The following is a 19,041-nucleotide window of genomic DNA, read 5'->3' as shown; positions in this document are numbered from 1 at the left end:
CCGCTTACAGCAGGCCGGTGTGGCGCAGAGCCTGCTCCAGTCGGTCGATGTCAGCGTCCGTATGGAGCGCGGTAATGGTCAATCGCAACATTGCCTCACCACGGGGAACCGTCGGGTAGCGAATCGCAGGTATGTACACGCCTAGCTCCGCCAACCGTGCTGAGGCGTCCATCGCTTCGGCCTCGTCGCCAACGGGCAGTGGGATGATTGCAGATGCGGGGTCTGACTGTGCGTCAACCAGGGAGCGGACGCGCGCAATATTACGCTGCAATCGCTTGACGACGTCCCCAGCCTCCAACTGCTTCAACGCGGCGCGGATAGCTGCGACGGAACCGGGGTTCATCGACGTTGAGTACACGAAGCTACGGGCTTGATTGCGTAGCAGGTCGCCAACTGGTGCGGAGCAGAGAACGTATCCTCCTTCGACACCGAGAGCCTTGCTCGCGGTGCCGACCACAATGTCCGGGTGAATGCCCAGGTGCGCTGCGGTGCCACGGCCTTGCTCTCCGATAACGCCGACGCCGTGGGCGTCGTCAAGCATCAACCATGCGTTGTGACGGCGACAGGTGCGCTCGAGTGCGGGGCCGTCGATGACCTCGCCTGACATGGAGAACACGGAGTCGGAGATGACAAGCTTGTGGCGGGCGCTCGATGCTGCGAGGAGACGGTCGAGTGCCTGGTAGTCAGCATGTGGAAAGACCGTGACGTTAGCTCGGGCATTGCGGCACCCGTCGATGATGGAAGCATGGTTGGCGGCGTCGGAGAAGATTTCCACGTCGGCGGTGGCGATGGCAGCGATGGTTGAGTGGTTCGCCTGGTAGCCAGTCGCAAAGAGAACGGCATCGTCGAAACCGAAGAACTGCGCCAGTTCATTCTCAAGTGCGCTGTGGATGCTAGTGCCGGTGGTCAGGCGAGAGCCGCCGGACCCGGTGCCGAAATGTCCAATTGCCTCGGTGGCAGCTGAGATGAGTTCAGGGTGCGTGGACAGGCCGAGGTAGTCCGAAGAAGAAAACAGTAGATAGTCGGTTCCGTCAATTCGGCTGTGTGGCAGTTGTCCGGTTTCGAAAGTGCGCAGTGTGCGGGCAAGCCCTTCAGCGGCCCAGGCCGAGTTCCTTTGGGCGGCGATTGCTGAGAGGTCGCTGTTGGGGGCGGTCACGTCCGGCGAGGAACTGGCGTCAGCTGGGAGCTCGACGTAGACCGGCGCGTTCTCCAGGTAATCGATTAGCTCGGGGATATCGGTGCCGGGTTCAACGATGAAGATGCGAGTACCAAGAGTGCTGCCGTGGTCCTTGATATTGGGGATACGGTGAAAGATTCCGTCCAGCGCCAGATATCCCCGCGTGTAAAAGGGGTCATCGGAGAGGCAGATTTCTGCGACGATACCCGGGGCGCTGTGAACCTTAGATGCGAGGATGAGCGCCTCGTGAAAATGATCCTTGGTGCAGTCCTTACTGGGGTGCGAGATGGCATCAAAAGTGGAAACCCGTACACCACGGGCAGGATTTGGGTCGAGCCGTTCACCGGAGGAGGCATCGATGAGAGCGGCACCGCGGAGACCTGTGAGTGAATAGGCCATTTCGACGGCGATGTCGGCTGCTTGTATGCCTGCAGCGTGTAGGCGTTGAGCAATGAGATTGCGTGCGTCCTCAGGGCTGGGGTTCGACTCTAGAAAGGGAGTCAACGCGGACACGGTGCCGATAGTCGACTCTTCAACCTTGTCCACAGTGATGTGAATTGTGTCGGCTCGACCCTTGTCGTGGTGAAGTGCACGGCTAGTCATTGCAGAAGCCAGCTGAGGTAGTTCGACGGCCGGTGCAAGACGCTCAGCGCCAGAGATATGGCAGCCATCGGCGCTGGATCGCATGCGGATGCTGTAGGTACTCACAGAGCAAAACTTTAACACTGTTCAAGTTTTGTCTGGGAAAATTGGGTGAGGCACAGTGAGGGGGCGTGGGCTCAGAGGGGAGGGGGCGCTGGGATCGTCGTCAAGCGAAAAGAGGTGATTGGCGGGGCGCTGTACTAACGGTGATATGGAGGTGTATTGCGACGATGTGGAGAAACGCTGGTAGACTCACTACGTCAAATACTGTCAATTAAAGGTTTGAGGAATACGTCATCCGCGTTGCTTAACTAAAACGGGAGACTACTGGCGGATAAGCGGGTAAGTCTTTCGGGAAAAGCGTGGGAGAAGCGGATTTCTTGACCTCGGGAGGATGCACGTGGCTTCCGGTCTCATTGCGGCGTTGCGCGATCCCGATTTGCGTAAGAAGATCTTCTTCACTCTGACGATGATCATTCTGTACCGAATCGGCTCGCAGATTCCAACCCCTGGTATCGACTACCAGTTGGTCAACGCGCAGCTCGAGCAGATTTCGAAAGATCAGTCCAGCGTTTACTCGCTGATTAACCTGTTCTCAGGTGGCGCTCTGCTGCAGATGGCGATTTTCGGCATCGGCATTATGCCGTACATTACGGCCTCGATTATCGTCCAGCTGCTCACGGTGGTGATTCCACACTTCGAGCAGTTGAAGAAGGAAGGGCAGTCGGGTCAGACAAAGATGACCCAGTACACCCGCTACCTCACAGTGGCGTTGGCGTTGCTGCAGTCTGCAGGCATTGTGGCCATGGCAGACCGAGGTGCCCTGCTGGGTGGCTCGCAGTCGCTGCTGGTTAAGGATGCGGGTGTCTTTGACCTCGTGGTGATGGTCGTTGTGATGACCTCCGGTGCCGTGCTGGTCATGTGGATGGGTGAGCTCATCACTGACCGAGGCGTCGGCAACGGTATGTCGCTGCTGATTTTCTCCGGTATCGCCGCTGGTATGCCGGCGCAGGGAGCGAACATTCTGCGCTCCACCACCGGTGTCGTGTTCGCCACCGTGATTGTTGCCGTGCTGATTCTCATCATCGGCGTTATTTTCATTGAGCAGGGACAGCGCCGTATTCCGGTGCAGTACGCAAAGCGCATGGTTGGTCGTCGCCAGTACGGCGGATCTTCCACCTACCTGCCGCTGAAGGTGAACCAGGCCGGTGTTATCCCTGTCATCTTCGCGTCCTCTCTGATTTACGTGCCGGTTCTGATTACCCAGATTGTTCAGTCCGGTCAGTCGAATCCGAACATGGACAACTGGTGGCAGCGCAATGTCATTCAGTACCTGCTGGCGCCGTCCAGTTGGCAGTACATTCTGCTGTTCTTCCTGATGATCATCTTCTTCTCCTTCTTCTACACCTCCGTGCAGTACGACCCGCACGAGCAGGCGGAGAACATGAAGAAATACGGTGGATTCATTCCGGGCTTCCGCCCGGGACGTCCGACTGCTGAATACCTGTCCTACGTCCTGATTCGCCTGCTGACTGTCGGCTCGCTGTACCTGGCGCTGATTGCTGTTCTGCCAAATGTCGCTCTTGATATGGGGCTTGGCGACGCGAACTCCGGTACAGGCGGTATGTTTGGAGGTACAGCCCTGCTGATTCTGGTCAGTGTTGCGCTGACGACGGTCAAGCAGGTTGAAAGCCAAATGATGCAACGTAACTACGAAGGGTTCTTGAAGTAATGCGACTCGTACTTGTAGGTCCTCCCGGTGCAGGCAAGGGCACTCAGGCAGCTATCCTCTCGGAGAAGCTCGGTGTCCCGCACATCTCCACCGGTGACCTGTTTCGCGCAAACATCGGTGAAGGCACTCCGCTCGGCATTGAGGCGAAGTCCTACATCGACGCCGGCAACCTTGTTCCGGACGACGTGACTGTGCGTATGGTCGAGTCCCGTCTGAATGAGGACGACGCTGCCAAGGGGTTCCTGTTGGATGGCTTCCCACGCACTGTTGGTCAGGCAGAAGAGCTGAAGCGTCTGCTGTCCAACCTCGGCACTGAGCTGGATGCGGTCGTACAGTTCGACGTTTCTGAGGATGTCGTCGTCGAGCGCATGCTGGCCCGTGGTCGCGCAGACGACACTGAAGAGGTCATCCGCAACCGCATGCATGTGTACACCAATGAGACCGCTCCTTTGCTGGATTACTACTCGGAGAAGATCATCAAGATTGCCGCTGAGGGATCCGTTGAGGAGATTAACGAGCGCACGATGGCTGAGCTGGAGAAGCTGAACTAGGCTCCTGGCACACCGGGTAACTAGACGCTCTAGCTTTTTCGCTGGCTGGGGCCGATGGGTTTGCCGGTTGTAGATGGTTGTTGAAGCCGCCCTTTCGAACCGTTGAGGTTTGGAAGGGCGGCTTTTGTGTGTGGCTGTTGGGGCTGGGGTGGGGCGGGGGGGGGGCAGCCGATAGTGAGGGCTACTGGAAGTCCTGAATGATTTCGTCGATAAGTGGCTGTGCGGCCTCGGCGCCAATATTCGCGAAAACGAACTCTTGGTAGATGCGGTTATCCTCGTCGATAACCATAACGAAAGGGGACCCCTTGCTGATGCCGCTAAATGCGTGCTTGCCGGGTAGCTCGTATGGTGCGTAGTTTTCGACGGACTCAGCCTTTTCGTTAATGCGCTCGACAGTGGCCGGGTCCTCGGCCGTACTGAGCATTGCGGTGCCACCGTCGCCAACTGCCATTACGCAGGTGAAGCCATGTACGCTCTCGCTGCCAAAAATGACGGGTTTAGAGTCATCCGACTCGACGCAGCTGCCAATCGCCTCCTTAATTGCATCAGGTGTGAAGTTTTGAATCGACTCAGGCAGTGCAGAGGCGCCCATGAAACCCGAGGTGCTTCCAGGGGCCTCCGGCGATTCCGTGGCAGGGGAAGTGGAGGGGACAGTCGGCGCTGGCGACGGTTCGGGGTTGCTTGAGCATGCGCCAATCAGGAAAAGCGAGCTGGCAGCAATAACAACGCCCGCAGTCTGCGCGGACTTCAACAGTGAATGCATGCCAGTTATCGTAGGGCAGCTCATCTTTGGGTGTAAATTTCTCGGAAGTAGCAGCGATCCGAGCGGCGCCCTCGTAGGTGGCGGGGTGCGGCTAGCCGGTGGTTCCCTTTTAAGTCAGAGTAGACTCAACCAGCGTGATGAGTTTTCCACGCCGCCGCAAAGTAGTTCCTGCCCGCACCGAGGGAGAATTGGATGCGATGCAAGCGGCCGGCGAGATTGTCGGTCGTGCATTGCTAGCCTGCCGAGACGCCGCTAAGCCAGGGGTCACCACGGCAGATCTCAATGAGATTGCGCACCAGGTCATTATCGATGCTGGCGCAACGCCGTCCTTCCTTGGCTATGAAGGCTTCCCGGCATCTGTCTGCGCATCAGTGAACGAAGTGATTGTCCACGGCATTCCGTCTTCGTCTACGGTTCTCGCCGATGGTGATTTAGTCTCAATTGACTGTGGCGCAATCCTGGATGGCTGGCACGGCGATTCGGCACTTACTTTCGGCGTCGGAAAGCTGAGTGACGATGTCGAAAAACTGAACATTGCGACATCAGAGGTCCTCGCCGAAGGTATTAAGGCCATGGTGCCGGGCGCTCGCCTCACCGATATTTCGTATGCGCTTGAAATGGCCACCCGTGAGGCTGAACTGCGCCACGATATTGAACTCGGCATCGTCGATGGGTACGGCGGGCACGGTATTGGGCGTGAGATGCACATGGACCCCTTCCTTCCCAACGAAGGCAAAGCTGGAAAGGGTCCCCGCATCGTCGAAGGCTCCGTATTGGCCATTGAACCGATGCTCATTCTCGGCGGCGAGTGGGGGAGTGATGAGCTTGACGACGGCTGGACGGTCGTCAGCGCCGATAGAATGCCGGCCTCCCATTGGGAGCACACAGTTGCCGCCACAGCGGACGGCCCCCGTATTTTGACTCCTCGAAATGAATAACTAGTGCGGGAGGGGCTACGCGAAAGGTCAGAATGTCGCCATAAAGGCTGCGATGAATTCTGAACGCGGAGAGAGAGTCCGCCTGCCATCGCTTGCAGGCGGTCCCATAGTGGTCGTATTTGGTAAAAACGCAGGTCGCGTGTAAAGTTGGGCGATGGTGTGGGCGCAGTGTCGCTGCAGTGATGATTATCCCTGCACGGAACTGCTAAAACACCAGGCAGAGTAGAGATTTCCCAACTGGTGCCGGGATTGTCCCGGGTATCCGCCAGAGAGACGTGGAGGACATGGCTAAAAAGGAAGGCGCAATTGAGGTTGAGGGTCGCGTCGTCGAACCCTTGCCGAACGCGATGTTCCGAGTGGAGCTGGACAACGGGCACAAGGTGCTCGCCCATATCAGTGGCAAGATGCGCCAGCACTACATCCGTATTCTCCCGGAAGACCGAGTCGTAGTGGAGCTTTCTCCGTACGATCTCGAGCGTGGGCGAATCGTCTACCGCTACAAGTAAATCGACCTGACCACTGTTGGTAGTGGTTATGGGCTTATTTACTAACTAGACAGAAACTCCACCGTCCTAGCTGCTTCTGGTGACGGCCGCGTGATGTTGAGACCGGGTGTCTCAGCAGATTAGCGCGGCGGTTCTTTATGAAAGCTTTTCCACAGAAGTAAGCGAGAATACCTCCGGCAACGGTGGCTGGAGCCTTTCTATAACACTTGCGCGACTCGGCGTCCGACCGAGTAAGCCGGGTCTGGGAAGGATGGCAGTGGAGTAAACCACCGCATCAACCGGAAGGAAATTGCCGTATGGCACGCCTTGCTGGAGTTGACCTGCCACGCAACAAGCGTATGGAGGTCGCTCTTACCTACATCTATGGCATCGGCCCCGCCCGTGCCAATGAGCTGCTGGAGAAGACCGGCATCTCTCCGGATCTGCGCACCGACGCTCTCACCGATGAGCAGGTTGCTGCGCTGCGTGACGTGATTGAAGCTACCTGGAAGGTCGAGGGTGACCTCCGCCGCCAGGTTCAGGCTGATATCCGCCGCAAGATTGAGATTGGTTCCTACCAGGGTCTGCGCCACCGTCGTGGCCTGCCGGTCCGTGGTCAGCGCACCAAGACCAATGCTCGTACGCGTAAGGGTCCGAAGAAGACGATCGCCGGAAAGAAGAAGTAAAACATGGCAGCTCCGAAGTCCGCACGCGGCCGTCGTACCGGCCGTCGCGTTGTAAAGAAGAACGTGGCTCAGGGCCACGCATACATCAAGTCCACCTTCAACAACACCATCGTGTCCATCACGGACCCGAAGGGCGCTGTTATCTCGTGGGCCTCCTCTGGTCACGTCGGTTTCAAGGGCTCTCGTAAGTCCACTCCGTTCGCTGCTCAGATGGCCGCCGAGAACGCTGCTCGTAAGGCCATGGAGCACGGTATGAAGAAGGTTGACGTTTTCGTTAAGGGTCCGGGTTCGGGCCGCGAAACCGCCATCCGTTCCCTCCAGGCCGCTGGCCTTGAGGTGTCCTCGATCTCGGATGTGACCCCTCAGCCGCACAACGGCTGCCGTCCGCCGAAGCGTCGTCGCGTCTAGGAATAGGGTAAGGAGAGAACAGAAATGGCCCGTTATACCGGTCCCGCAACCCGTAAGTCCCGTCGTCTCCGCGTCGACCTCGTCGGTGGCGACATGAACTTTGAGCGTCGTCCCTACCCTCCGGGGCAGGCTGGCCGCGCTCGTATCAAGGAGTCGGAGTACCTGCTCCAGCTCCAGGAGAAGCAGAAGGCACGTTTCACCTACGGCGTGATGGAGAAGCAGTTCCGTCGCTACTACGCCGAGGCTCACCGTCGTCCGGGCAAGACTGGCGATAACCTCGTCGTCCTGCTGGAGTCGCGTCTCGACAACGTTGTCTACCGCGCTGGTCTGGCTCGTACCCGTCGCCAGGCTCGTCAGCTGGTTTCCCACGGCCACTTCACCGTTAACGGTAAGAAGATCAACGTGCCGTCCTTCCAGGTAAGCCAGTACGACATCATCGACGTGCGCCCGAAGTCGCAGAAGATGATTTGGTTCGAAGAGGCACAGGAGAACCTGGTCGACGCTGTCGTCCCGGCATGGCTTCAGGTTGTTCCTGAGTCCCTGCGCATCCTCGTGCACCAGACCCCGGAACGCGCACAGATCGACATTCCGCTTCAGGAACAGCTGATCGTCGAGTTCTACTCGAAGTAATAACCAACTTCGCTTGCATCCATTCATTCCCTATGGCGTCATATAGCGGTCGCCACCTGGAGGATTTTCGAAAATGCTCATTTCCCAGCGCCCAACGCTGACTGAGGACTACATTGATTCCTCTCGCTCCCGGTTCGTTATCGAGCCGCTGGAGCCGGGTTTCGGTTACACCCTCGGTAACTCCCTTCGTCGTACGTTGCTGTCGTCCATTCCGGGCGCTGCAGTCACCAGCATCCGCATTGACGGTGTGCTGCACGAGTTCACCACTATCCCGGGCGTGAAGGAAGATGTCTCCGATATCATCCTGAACATCAAGGGTCTGGTGCTCTCGAGCGAGTTCGATGAGCCGGCTACCGTTTACCTGCGTCGCGAAGGTGCAGGCGCGGTGACCGCTGCAGACATTGAGTGCCCAGCAGGTGTGGAGATTCATAACCCGGACCACCACATCGCTACTCTCAATGATTCCGGTCGCTTGGATATTGAGATGATTGTTGAGCGTGGTCGTGGCTACGTGCCGGCGACCCCGAACTCCGGTGGCGAAATCGGCCGCATTCCGATGGACCAGATTTACTCGCCAGTTCTGAAGGTCAGCTACAAGGTGGAGGCTACTCGTGTTGAGCAGCGCACCGACTTTGACAAGCTGATCATCGATGTCGAGACCAAGAACTCGATCACCGCCCGCGACGCGATGGCGTCGGCAGGCAAGACTCTGGTTGAGCTGTTCGGTCTGGCACGTGAGCTGAACGAGGCTGCTGAGGGCATCGAGATTGGCCCGAGCCCGCGCGAGGCTGAGGATGTCGCTGCGTACCAGACTCCGATTGAGGATCTGGACTTCTCTATGCGCTCCTACAACTGCCTCAAGCGTGAGGAGATCCACACTGTCGGTGAGCTCGCTGCTCGTACCGAGTCGGATCTGCTGGATATCCGCAACTTCGGTGACAAGTCCATCAATGAGGTCAAGGAGAAGCTCGCTGAGCTTGGCCTCGCTCTGAAGGATTCCCCGAACAACTTCGACCCGGCTGCTGTCGCTGATTTGGACGCTGCCTCGGGCGATGACGCTGACTGGACTGATGGCGCAAGCGCTGGCTACGACGAGTAGTTCACCGACGCGACTTCATTAAAACGAGGAGATACCTATGCCTACCCCTAAGCAGGGTTCCCGTCTCGGCGGCTCCGCTTCGCACCAGAAGAAGATTCTGGCCAACCTCGCGAAGCAGCTCATCGAGCACGGCAAAATTAAGACCACCGACACCAAGGCCAAGCTGCTGCGTCCGTACGTTGAGAAGCTGATCACCAAGGCAAAGCGCGGCACTCTCGCAGATCGCCGCAACGTTGCAAAGCTGCTTAACGACAACTACGCAGTTAAGAAGCTGTTCGACGAGATCGGTCCGCAGTTCGCTGATCGCGACGGCGGCTACACCCGCATCATCAAGCTGGGTAACCGCAAGGGCGACAATGCCCCGATTTCTCTGATCGCTCTGGTTGAGGAAGAGACCGCAACTGCTGAGGCAACTCGCGCAACTCGCGCCGCTGCTTCCAAGCAGGCTGAAGAGGCAAAGGCCGAAGAGGCTGAGGCTACTGAGGCTGAGGCTGCAGAGGAGGAGTAATTCCCCTCGCCGACGGCTTCTGGCCTTCACAGCTTTGAACCCCCGTTGAGCAGTTCATATCTGAACGCTCTCCCGGGGGTTCTTTGTGCTTAACGACGGTGCATAGCGCCCGTCCCCAGTTCTGCCTCCGGTTACACCGACGGATTTCGCACCAACATTGAGAGCTATACGGAGACCCTGCGGTGGAAACTGCTGATTCTCTAATCCGGGGTCCCGGCTACAATCTGTTAACCGTGACATCACTTACTCCAACGACTCCGGATGCCCCGTGCGATTCTCCCGATCGTGCCGCTATGGGGAGCACCGACTCCGACCTGGTTCGGTTGCGTTTTGACATTGCTTATGACGGGACAGATTTCCACGGTTGGGCTGCTCAGCGCGATAAGCCCACGGGAGAACCGGTGCGGACTGTGCAGGCGACGTTGGAATCCACTCTGGAGAAGGTGTTGCGCACTCCAGTGCAACTGACTGTGGCCGGTCGTACAGATGCTGGTGTCCATGCCTCCGGGCAGGTGGCTCACGCAGATGTTCCTGTCTCCTGTTTAGACACACGTTCTATCGCAGGGGATCCGGGTAATTTGGTTCGTCGTGTAGCGCGACTATTGCCCGCGGACGTGACGCTTAGGGGCACCTCGTTTGCGCCCCCGGGTTTCGATGCCCGTTTTTCCGCGTTACGTCGGCACTATGTCTACCGTGTCACTAGTTGCGTCAGTGGCCCGCTTCCTACCCGTGCTCGCGATACGGCCCACTGGCGGCGGTCAGTGGACATCAACCGCATGCAGGTGGCGGCTGATGCCCTACTGGGGCTCAATGACTTTGCCGCTTTTTGCCGACACAAGCCGCATGCGACGACCACTAGAGATTTACAGCAGTTCCAGTGGTTCGACGTATCTACGCGGGAAGAACCAGAGCTGTACGAGGCCCATGTGACTGCCGACGCGTTCTGCTGGTCTATGGTGCGCTCACTGGTTGGGGCCTGCCTTAGTGTCGGTGAGGGGCGACGTGCGGTTGGATTCACTGAACAGTTGTTGAGTGAAGAGAAGCGTTCCCCGTTGGTCCCGGTGGCAGAGGCGCGTGGGCTCAGCCTGGTAGGTGTTGATTACCCCGGCGATGCTGATTTGGCGGCCAGGGCGGAGCAGACCCGCGAGCGTCGTGATGCCCGGACAGATGTGGACGAGGCTTAAATGTACAAGCTCTCGGTAATATTCCCTGAAGAAAGTGACCGTAGGAGGAGTGTTCGGTAGTGGTGTGGGCAATTGTTAGCTTGGTTGCGCTGCTCGTAATCCCCGGCGCTGTTGTAGTGCGAGCCAGCGGCGTTCGTACTCCGTGGGCTCTGGCCCTCGGTCCTGCGGTGACGTTTGGTATCGCAGGTACTGCAGGGTGGGCGCTCGGCGCTATCGATGTGCGCTTCACCTTGGTCAGTGCGTCTATCTGCTGGGCCGTGACACTACTTCTCGCGCTTTGCTGGAGTGGCGGCAGCGCTTTGATTCGGCGGCGGCGCGGTAGTGTCGATCGCTCAGTGTCGGCCGAGACGCAGCCGCCCGCCGCAAGTCGATGGCGCGAGTTGGGCTATGGGCTAATCGCAAGTATCGGGGTCATCATCGCAGCGGCGGTTCTCACGTGGAGCGCTATCGGCCGCATCGCTTCAATGTCCGAGGGGATGGCGACCATCCAGCAAGGCTGGGACACACTCTGGCATGCAAGTGTGCTCCGTTCGATTACGGAAGACGGCATGGCCTCGGCCACTAGGATGGGCGAGATCCAGAATGTGGAAACTCAGGCGGTGTCCTACTATCCCGCCGCATGGCATGCGTTCGGTGCGCTTTGGGTATTGATTGTCCGTCTACCAATCACCGAGGCAGTCAATTACCTCGGCATTATCATTCCGGCCGTGACCATACCCACGGCGGCTGCGGCGCTCACCTGGAGAATTATTGATCGCCGAAAGCTGTCCACTGCCGTTGCCGCGGGGGTTGCAGCGCTTGTTTCCGCAGCGCTTCCGGTATTGATGCCCGTCGGGGTCTTCGTGGGGGCCTGGCCGTACCAGGTCTCGATTGCACTAGCGATTACCGTTTTTGCCTTTGTTACGTCGCTCCCGCACGCACCTCAGCGCATCTTGAGCGCCGCGCTTTCGATAATCGGTATCGGAGAGCTCCATCCGGCATCGGTGCCTACAGTCGTTATGCTCGGTGCAATCTGGTGGTTGTGCTACCGCCTGCCGCGTCCCGCGCATCCTGAACTGGGTGCGGTTCGCGCCAGGCTTTACGACGTCGCGGTGATTGCAGCCGCCTTCGTGCCAGCAGTGGCAGTTCTCCTGCCGCAGTGGCTTACGGGAACTTCTCAGACCGAGGATGTGCGCGCGGTTAGCGCCGAAGTAGACGACCTCGATCGTTTCGATGCGTGGTATCGAGGCGCCACAATGCTGACTCGCCACACTGAGGAATTCCGGCCGTTTTGGCCAATTATCATCCTCGGTTTCATCGGGATGGCGGTTTTGGTTTTCGCAGGTACTTCGCGCCGACGGGTGTGGGTAGTACCGGCCTGGTTTGTTTCGGTGTTGATGACGACCCACGCGCTCAATCATTTTGGTGGCGTGCCGGGCGATATTCTCGCGCTGTACACGGATCTTCACTATTCCACGCCTCACCGGTTGGTGATGGTCACCGCGTACCTGTATTCCGCGTTTGCGGGTATCGCCGTTGCGTGGGGCTGCGCGTGGGCGGCTCGAATTAGTGAGTCAAAGGTGCCATCGACGGGGCGGGTTCTGGGGTTGAGCTTAGCGACGGTGAGCTCTGCTGTACTTGTGGTCTATGGAGTGGCGTCTAATGCTAGCGCTGCGGATTTCGCCTACAAGAGCCCTAGGGAATGGCAAATCATTTCCAAGGCTGACTTGAAGGCATTTGATTGGTTGGCCGAGCAGCCGGAGGCACATAAGTACCGCACGTTTACCAATCCGCCGGAGGGGTCCAGCTGGATGTACGCTCGCAATGACTTGCCAGTAGTGTTCCCGCACTATGACTGGCCAGTGGCGAATAAGTGGACTGCCACCTCAATGCTGTATTGGCACGCTGATTACCTCGGTTTTCCAGACCCCGACCGGCCGGATGGGGTGAACGATGTCGATCGCTCAGCCCGAAAGCTGAACGTGGGATTCATCTATTTGTCACCCCCGGGTATTTGGGATTCCAAGGAGGATTTAGAGTTTCCTGGTGAAGGGCTCTGGGTAGCTCCAGGGGTAACCCCTGTTTATCGAGATAGGGAAGTAACTATCTTCGCCTTCAATGATGTGATTACGCCAGAGCGCATCGACGAGATGCGGGCTAGTTCTCCGGAAGTAATTCCTCCCTCGGCTACTAGGGGATGGAGCGATGGTCGGGTAGGTTAGGACACCATGCGGATGAATAAATTTATGGCAACGATCGCAGCCGGTGTGATGATGACTTTCGCGCTGGCCGGATGTGGAGACGACGAGCCGGCTAAGCCGGAAGTCTCGAATCGCTCCGTCAGTTCTTCCGCAAAGACCAAATCCTCGACTCCGCCGAAATCGACTGAGGAGTCGACGACACCGACAAAATCAGAGACGCCGACGGAAACTCCTGCAATCACCCAGGTCAATGATGCGGATTACACCCCGGCGGACGGCCCAAATACTCGACTCTTTCAGTTGGAGGATGGCACGACACGCTGCTTCCTCAACGATCTGAGCGGTGACGCCTACTTGGCCTGCCAGGTGAATCTTGCCAATCCTCCGATGGTCGATGACGGCACGGGGAACAAGGTTCCCGCCAATGCTGTGTCCTGGAACCCGGGGGGAGTTACTTACGAGGTCCTTACGTTCCCGCCGGCGGGTGAGATGAAGACGCTGCCAGCGAATTCTCAGTTGAGCGCATTCGGTTACAACTGCGCGGCCTATGGCCCGTCTACTCTGGAGTGCTCGGGACCAGCGGGCGCTGCCACTATCGACAATGGCAATGTCACCGGTGCACAGATGCCGAAGGAGGATGTGCCTCCTGCAGCAGGCGGTCAGCCTGGTGGCCAAGAAAATGGCGCTCCGAATGACCCAGCGGGGCAGGGGGAGCCTGACGGCTCCCAGGCGCCGGGCGGTCTGCCAGATTTGGGTGCGTTGATTCCGGGCCTGAACCGCTAGTTGCCCGCATAGCCAGTGGCTGCAGTTCATCGGTAGTGCGGGCGGTAGATAGCGTCCAGGTGAATTCGCCCATCACCAGTCGAGGGCACGAAGTTGGCATTTCCGCTGCTGCTGCCGTGGGTGAACCTGTACGACTGACCTCGATGATTCTCGCGATTCCAGTACACAGGTCGGGCTCATACTCTTCGACAACAACCACATCGACGGTGTCGTCTCCAGCTCGAGCGAGAAGTACTGCGCCCAGATCAAGAGCCACAGTATAGAAATGTGGACGGGACGTGCGAATTCCTACTCGATAGCCGAGCGAGAGCATTCCGATGAGCAGCTCACAAATGTCCTGATTGCCGCAGTCGACCTCCAATCGGGGGAGGTTCGCGGGACACATTGTGATGGTTTGTCCGCTGCTCCCGGCCCCTATGACCTGCGCCGGACCATTAGTGATAGCGATGTCACGTTGTCGGCTTAACCACAGGTGCGGTTTGCGTCCCAACGCCGCCACATGATGAGAGCGTCCAGTGCGGCGTAGCTGCACGACCTCCGCAGAGCTCTCAGTCAGAGCACATTCCGGTGCCGTCAATCGCCGTGCGCGAATACCAAGGGTTCCCAGCCGGTGGATGAGGAAGCGTAGGGCTTTGTCAGCGGAGGCTTCCACCGGAAGAGTTGCCACCAGATGTGTCCAGGGTTCAGGGGCTGTGCCGGAGCGCTCGGCTGCTCGGAAGTAGCGGTGCGCATGCTCTCCGCGGACTTCCGGCGCAATGTGATAAAAGCACAGCGCATCCAGGGTCACTGGGCTGTCGTCGGCAAGCGAGACGATATCCGCAGCGCTTAGCTGGCTGCGCAGGCCTGGCGTGAGACGTAGCCCGATGAGTTGTCCTGGTTCGGTGCGTCGCAGGCGGTCGCGAAGGCTGCGGCCGCGCACAGGGACATGCGCGCCTGCAGTGATGGTTATTGCTGTAATGAGCAGCCACAATGACAATGGCATGTGAAAATCCCCCCAATATGTTCCCCACTAAAATTCCCCTGGTCGCACAGTAGCGCGGCCTGGCTTACTCTGCAGGGTAGAGATTATTTGGGGGAATAGTTTTGGGGGAAACTCATGCCACGTACGCCGACTACGCCTAGCCAGGTCAGCGGTCATCGATTCTTGATTCGTCGGATTGAGCATGCGCTTGTGCGTGCGGATTCGCGAATGCTGCACGATCCTCTGCGCACGCGTACGCGAGCACTGTTTATCGGCTGTGCGCTGGTGGTTTTACTGGCCGCCGGCACTGCGGTGCTGTCGTTGGTGCGGCCGCAGGGCGGTTCGAGCTCCAATGAGCAGCTGATTGTCGTATCGGGGTCGGAGGGCCTGCATGTACGTGTCAATGGTCGATTGCATCCAGTCGCGAATCTCGCATCGGCGCGGTTAATTTTGGGCAATCCTGCTGAGCCGAAGCGGGTGCGCAGTAGCGAGTTGGACAAAGAGGACATCAGTTTTGCTGTCGGGATTGAGGGCGCACCAGCAGTTCCGGCCGCGCCGGCAGGCTCTGGTGCCTCGGGAGCTGCCAAGAGGGGCAGTGCAGGTGCGCCGGAGTTGGCACTGTCTTTATGCGAGCGGACGGTGCAAGACCTCGGGCAGCCGTGGATTGTTGCAGAGTCGCTTGCGCGTCTTGAAGAAGTCCGTGGGGAACCGCAGCAGCTTACCCGAACCCACTCGGACAGTGCCGTCGTTGCCGATGGCCAAAACCTCTGGCTGATTACGCAGGGCTACCGCTCGCGGCTGGATGTCAACCACCCGGAGCACGCCGCTGTTTCTCGAGCGCTGGGGTTGGAACGCGCCGCAGTCCGGCCTGTCAGCCCTGCGTTGCTCAGAACGATTCCGGAGGTTCCGATTCTGGCCGCGCCAGCAATCCCGAACCGCGGCGCACCCACGCACTTCGCCGCTCCATTCGACACAGTCGGCAATGTGGTTGAGGTCGGGCAGCGGCGCGTTATCGTGCTTGACGACGGTGCCGCGATTCTCTCCCCGGTGCTAGGAGAGCTATTAGCTGCGCATAGCCCAGTTCTGCAGGCCAGTGAGGGGCAGCTGGCGGCAGTTCCCGTTGCGAATGCACCAGCAGTCCCGGGACTACCTGAAAAGCCGTTGACGTTTGCCGATGCTGATGGCTGGTTGTGTGCCGGCCGGATAGCAGGACGGCCGCAAGCTCTGGTGCAGTGGTCGCAGCATGCTCCGGAGGGGCGGCACGTGGATTACCCACATGCCGACGGTTCGGGTGCGGCCGTCGACGGTTTCGTGGATGGTCGCAGTCGTAAGCGCAGCTCAATTGCAGTAAGCGTAAATGGGGCCGTACACGTCATTTCGCCAGAGGGGATGCGCTTTGCTGTGCACGATCGCACGACGTTGGCTGCCCTCGGGTTTAATGCATCAACCAATGCCGATAGCGGTGGCACGCGACCAGTGGACTGGGAAGTGCTGGCCGCGTTGCGCGGAGGCCCTGAGCTGAGTAAGCAGGCGGCGCTAGGGCCGCTGTCTGGGGCGCGAGAGCAGCCAGGCACCTAGGCCCAGTGCGCATATCAGGAGCAGTCCAGTCGCCCGGAGCGGTGCATTGCGCTCCTGCGAAGAAAGCAGATCCGGTGGAGCCGGTGCGGCCGCGGGGTTGGCTGCGTGCTGCGCGGCAGTGTCCACCGTGGTCCAAATCAGAGCGTCATAAGGTGCAATGATGCCGCGACCAAGGCCGAGCCCGGAACTAATTGGGCTCGCGGAATTAAGGATGATGTCGCGAACCTGTGCTGGGGAAAGCTCTGGGTTTCGTGCCAGCAGTAGGGCAGCTGTGCCCGACACGGCTGGTGTGGCAAAGCTGGTGCCGGCAATCTGTTGAGCTCGGGTGTTATCCCCGGACCCGAACACGTGGCGGTCTATGAGACCGGTAGGGGTGCGCGGATCGGGGCCGAGTACGGGGCCGCCGGGAGCGGAAACATTGACCCATTGTCCTGTGATTGCATACTCCGCGGGTTGTGCTTGGCCAGCATCGTCGAACTGTACTGCTGATACTGCGATTACCTCCGGCAGGACTGCGGGCCACGCTACGGATCCGTCCTGACAGCTATCGCCCTTATTGCCTGCCGCTGCGACCACTACTGCGCCCGAGATTTCCGCGCGAGCGACGCTCTCGGCAACATCCGTTGCACCTTGGGGCATTACGCCTGCCGGGGCACACGATGTGAGCGAGATATTGATGACCCGCGCGCCCTCCGCGACGGCCCTGTCGATAGCTTGTGCCAGCGACTCCAAATTGCCTTCGCCATCGGCCGTTTGCCTTATCGACAACACGTGCGCGTCGGGCGCGAGTCCCGCGAAACCATCGGCACCGGGCCGGCCTGCAATAATGCCGGCTACTAGAGTTCCGTGACCGTCGCAGTCTACGAACCCGCTGTTGCCGTCGACAAAATCGCCACCGTCGAGAACCTCGCCCAGGCGCTCATTGGGTGAGACCCCGGTATCGATTACCGCCACCGTAATCCCCGCACCCGTCGTCAGTTGCCATGCTTGGCGAAACCGAAGAGCTTTTTCGATCACCGTCGGTTCATGCAGTGCGCTTTCCGACGACAGCATCGTGGCCACGCAGTCCTGGCTGTTCTGGGCAGCCGCTATTGGTGCGATGCCCGACGGTGCTACTGCGGTGGCCGCCGTCAACGTCGAGATAAGCACTGTGGAAAGTGCGGCCGTGGCGGTGAGACGAGTTTTTATGGCATTCATGAAAAGTGGGTTTTTCACTGGAAGAACCCACTTACGAACTCAGGGAATTCGGCAATGATGGCCGCAATGGGCAAAATAACGGCGATACTGCAGGCCTCGGTTAGCTCAGCTATGCGGCGCGTTGTAGGTGAGATGCGTGACGCGGGAAATGCGGCTAAGGCGGTGGCTGCAAGCATGGGGACGACCAGGCCAGCGGCGACTGGCCAATTGCCCTCGAACCACTGTTGAAAGGCGACGGCCACAATGACGGCAAGACCAGCTAAAGCAGTACAGGTGGAAGCTACTTTCCGGGCTTGGCCACGGGAGTGAATTGCACAAAAGACTATGACAGCAGCAGCCATGCCTAGAGGCCACCACTTGTTCGCATAGGCTCCGGAGAAAAGTACCACCAGGGTGAAGATGCTGAGACTTCCGGTGCCACTGCAGAGGATGCCATCGAGAATCCACCCCGCTCGCTTAGGTGCGTTGTGGGATATTTCGGGAGTTTCGCTGTCATCGAAGCTCTCGCCGGCGGCAGGGACTTTGGGTACGCGAATACCGGCAGCCTTGATAGCGATGGAAGGTGCCAGCAGTATCAGGATGACTGCACTAGCAGCGGTGAGCGCTCCTGATTGAACCGAGTTGTGGAAAAGTGCGACAGCCGCAGCGTAAATACCGAAGGTAACTGCAGCACTGAGACTCGTCGCGCCCAGGGTAACGGTGATGCGGTTGTCGCCGTCGCCGGTGTTGGAAATGAGAAAAATCAAACCGATGACGGCAAGCGCGACACTAATCGCAGCAGTCGGCGGCCAGTCGGTGAGTATGCGGTGTAGGTCGAGGCCAACGAAGCAGAGCCCCGAAGAGGTGCCCAGAATGAGCACTTGCAGCTCCAGGGACATGACAATCGCCGGTTTTGCGCTACGCAACAGAGCCAGGCGCAGTCCACCGGCTACTGCCAGCAGCGCGATGAAGCTGATTGCCGCGGCCAGTGTGGAATCGGTACTGCTCAAGCTCAATGAGGCAGCTGCGATTGAAGCTGTGGCCACGAGGGCTGCGGTACAGCCAACAACCAAATCAGCCGTCCCGATACCGTCGGTATAGGTGGTGTCGGTAATGGCATCGGCGGCATCGAAGAGTCGAGGTTTGGGTACAGGTCCTGGATCGTTGATAACCACGAGACGCTCACCTGGTGAAATACCGGCTTCGTTCAGAGTGTCGTCGGCAAGCAAAATCGTGCCGGTGGCGGTTCGTAGCTGCCACTGCGCCAGCGGGAAGTCCGCAATGTCGATATCGAAAATTTGCAGGATATCCGGTACAAGTGCGGCGATTGCGACGTTGGTCGGTAACGCAAGGTCTGCGTGTGCTCGGTTGGTGTCTTCGGGCATGTGTGCGGCATCAATGCGCACGCGAATGAGTTCCCCCAGCATGTATTTCCCCCATGAATTCTGCATGCTTTAGTCCCTCTAGAGTGTCGTACAACTCGCTAGAGCGCTACTCGGAGTAGTAACTGCGCGTGCCCCCGCTATCAGTTTCGGTCATGCGCTGCGAGAATCCGGAGTG

17 protein-coding genes are annotated in these 19,041 nt (G+C 58.9%); 12 read left to right on the top strand and 5 right to left on the bottom strand.

What is annotated here, in order from left to right; genetic code table 11:
• Positions 1–4 precede the first annotated feature (4 nt).
• Positions 5–1,885 carry a 6-carboxyhexanoate--CoA ligase gene (locus QKE19_RS05200; protein ID WP_242451363.1) on the bottom strand — a complete coding sequence of 627 codons (1,881 nt, stop codon included), beginning with the start codon at positions 1,883–1,885 and terminating at the stop codon, positions 5–7.
• A 334-nt stretch (positions 1,886–2,219) separates the two neighbouring features.
• Between QKE19_RS05200 and secY the strand changes: the two genes are divergently transcribed.
• Positions 2,220–3,551: a preprotein translocase subunit SecY gene (secY, locus tag QKE19_RS05195; protein ID WP_088611995.1), complete on the top strand. Its 1,332-nt coding sequence runs from the start codon at positions 2,220–2,222 to the stop codon at positions 3,549–3,551.
• Complete coding sequence (locus QKE19_RS05190; protein ID WP_005509947.1) at positions 3,551–4,102, top strand: adenylate kinase; 552 nt, start codon at positions 3,551–3,553, stop codon at positions 4,100–4,102. Before secY ends, QKE19_RS05190 begins: the two co-directional genes overlap by 1 nt.
• Positions 4,103–4,283: 181 nt before the next feature.
• Here the strand turns inward: QKE19_RS05190 and QKE19_RS05185 are convergent, their stop codons facing one another.
• A complete protein-coding gene (locus QKE19_RS05185) occupies positions 4,284–4,865 on the bottom strand; it encodes a hypothetical protein (protein ID WP_070429843.1) in 582 nt (193 codons plus the stop codon).
• Between the two features lie 137 nt (positions 4,866–5,002).
• Between QKE19_RS05185 and map the strand changes: the two genes are divergently transcribed.
• From map to QKE19_RS05140, 9 genes are all read left to right on the top strand, one after another.
• Positions 5,003–5,803, top strand: a complete 801-nt coding sequence (gene map, locus QKE19_RS05180; RefSeq protein ID WP_070429842.1) for a type I methionyl aminopeptidase — start codon at positions 5,003–5,005, stop codon at positions 5,801–5,803.
• A 284-nt stretch (positions 5,804–6,087) separates the two neighbouring features.
• On the top strand, positions 6,088–6,309 hold the full coding sequence (gene infA / locus QKE19_RS05175; RefSeq protein ID WP_016422077.1) for a translation initiation factor IF-1: 222 nt from the start codon (positions 6,088–6,090) through the stop codon (positions 6,307–6,309).
• 296 nt (positions 6,310–6,605) lie between these two features.
• Positions 6,606–6,974, top strand: a complete 369-nt coding sequence (gene rpsM, locus QKE19_RS05170; protein WP_005509836.1) for a 30S ribosomal protein S13 — start codon at positions 6,606–6,608, stop codon at positions 6,972–6,974.
• 3 nt (positions 6,975–6,977) lie between these two features.
• On the top strand, positions 6,978–7,382 hold the full coding sequence (gene rpsK / locus QKE19_RS05165) for a 30S ribosomal protein S11 (protein ID WP_016422078.1): 405 nt from the start codon (positions 6,978–6,980) through the stop codon (positions 7,380–7,382).
• Positions 7,383–7,406: 24 nt separating this feature from the next.
• Positions 7,407–8,012: a 30S ribosomal protein S4 gene (gene rpsD / locus QKE19_RS05160; RefSeq protein ID WP_005509964.1), complete on the top strand. Its 606-nt coding sequence runs from the start codon at positions 7,407–7,409 to the stop codon at positions 8,010–8,012.
• Between the two features lie 73 nt (positions 8,013–8,085).
• Positions 8,086–9,111, top strand: a complete 1,026-nt coding sequence (locus QKE19_RS05155) for a DNA-directed RNA polymerase subunit alpha (RefSeq protein ID WP_016422079.1) — start codon at positions 8,086–8,088, stop codon at positions 9,109–9,111.
• Positions 9,112–9,148: 37 nt separating this feature from the next.
• A complete protein-coding gene (gene rplQ / locus QKE19_RS05150) occupies positions 9,149–9,619 on the top strand; it encodes a 50S ribosomal protein L17 (RefSeq protein WP_016422080.1) in 471 nt (156 codons plus the stop codon).
• Positions 9,620–9,912: 293 nt separating this feature from the next.
• Positions 9,913–10,803, top strand: coding sequence for a tRNA pseudouridine synthase A (locus QKE19_RS05145; RefSeq protein ID WP_048731480.1), 891 nt, complete (start codon positions 9,913–9,915; stop codon positions 10,801–10,803).
• Between the two features lie 59 nt (positions 10,804–10,862).
• Positions 10,863–13,004, top strand: a complete 2,142-nt coding sequence (locus tag QKE19_RS05140) for a DUF6541 family protein (protein WP_347890514.1) — start codon at positions 10,863–10,865, stop codon at positions 13,002–13,004.
• Positions 13,005–13,593: 589 nt separating this feature from the next.
• Here QKE19_RS05140 and QKE19_RS05135 read toward each other — a convergent pair.
• The gene (locus tag QKE19_RS05135) at positions 13,594–14,748 is read right to left on the bottom strand and encodes a hypothetical protein (protein ID WP_347890513.1); all 1,155 of its coding nucleotides are present in this window, start codon (positions 14,746–14,748) and stop codon (positions 13,594–13,596) included.
• 114 nt (positions 14,749–14,862) lie between these two features.
• Here QKE19_RS05135 and eccB point away from each other — a divergent pair, with 114 nt between their 5' ends.
• Positions 14,863–16,305 carry a type VII secretion protein EccB gene (gene eccB / locus QKE19_RS05130; protein ID WP_347890512.1) on the top strand — a complete coding sequence of 481 codons (1,443 nt, stop codon included), beginning with the start codon at positions 14,863–14,865 and terminating at the stop codon, positions 16,303–16,305.
• Here the strand turns inward: eccB and mycP are convergent.
• Together mycP and eccD are read right to left on the bottom strand one after the other, a co-directional pair.
• On the bottom strand, positions 16,264–17,502 hold the full coding sequence (mycP, locus tag QKE19_RS05125) for a type VII secretion-associated serine protease mycosin (protein WP_246822239.1): 1,239 nt from the start codon (positions 17,500–17,502) through the stop codon (positions 16,264–16,266). The two genes, eccB and mycP, sit on opposite strands and share 42 nt — an antisense overlap.
• A 14-nt stretch (positions 17,503–17,516) precedes the next feature.
• Complete coding sequence (eccD, locus tag QKE19_RS05120) at positions 17,517–18,932, bottom strand: type VII secretion integral membrane protein EccD (protein WP_239272332.1); 1,416 nt, start codon at positions 18,930–18,932, stop codon at positions 17,517–17,519.
• Between the last annotated feature and the right edge of the window lie 109 nt (positions 18,933–19,041).

The organism is Corynebacterium sp. c8Ua_99 (assembly GCF_039907185.1).
GTDB lineage: Bacteria > Actinomycetota > Actinomycetes > Mycobacteriales > Mycobacteriaceae > Corynebacterium > Corynebacterium jeikeium_D.
The sequence above is the reverse complement of the archived record's forward strand: the minus strand, read 5'-3'. Positions and strand labels throughout refer to the sequence as shown.

Bases quoted from the DNA above. Each gene is read 5' to 3' on its own strand.
- rpsM (WP_005509836.1), top strand. From the start codon at position 6,606: ATGGCACGCCTTGCTGGAGTTGACCTGCCACGCAACAAGCGTATGGAG.
- rpsK (WP_016422078.1), top strand. From the start codon at position 6,978: ATGGCAGCTCCGAAGTCCGCACGCGGCCGTCGTACCGGCCGTCGCGTT.
- QKE19_RS05155 (WP_016422079.1), top strand. From the start codon at position 8,086: ATGCTCATTTCCCAGCGCCCAACGCTGACTGAGGACTACATTGATTCC.
- eccB (WP_347890512.1), top strand. From the start codon at position 14,863: ATGCCACGTACGCCGACTACGCCTAGCCAGGTCAGCGGTCATCGATTC.
- eccD (WP_239272332.1), bottom strand. From the start codon at position 18,932: ATGCAGAATTCATGGGGGAAATACATGCTGGGGGAACTCATTCGCGTG.
- QKE19_RS05190 (WP_005509947.1), top strand. From the start codon at position 3,551: ATGCGACTCGTACTTGTAGGTCCTCCCGGTGCAGGCAAGGGCACTCAG.
- map (WP_070429842.1), top strand. From the start codon at position 5,003: ATGAGTTTTCCACGCCGCCGCAAAGTAGTTCCTGCCCGCACCGAGGGA.
- QKE19_RS05135 (WP_347890513.1), bottom strand. From the start codon at position 14,748: ATGCCATTGTCATTGTGGCTGCTCATTACAGCAATAACCATCACTGCA.
- QKE19_RS05145 (WP_048731480.1), top strand. From the start codon at position 9,913: ATGGGGAGCACCGACTCCGACCTGGTTCGGTTGCGTTTTGACATTGCT.
- QKE19_RS05185 (WP_070429843.1), bottom strand. From the start codon at position 4,865: ATGCATTCACTGTTGAAGTCCGCGCAGACTGCGGGCGTTGTTATTGCT.
- infA (WP_016422077.1), top strand. From the start codon at position 6,088: ATGGCTAAAAAGGAAGGCGCAATTGAGGTTGAGGGTCGCGTCGTCGAA.
- rplQ (WP_016422080.1), top strand. From the start codon at position 9,149: ATGCCTACCCCTAAGCAGGGTTCCCGTCTCGGCGGCTCCGCTTCGCAC.
- rpsD (WP_005509964.1), top strand. From the start codon at position 7,407: ATGGCCCGTTATACCGGTCCCGCAACCCGTAAGTCCCGTCGTCTCCGC.
- mycP (WP_246822239.1), bottom strand. From the start codon at position 17,502: ATGAATGCCATAAAAACTCGTCTCACCGCCACGGCCGCACTTTCCACA.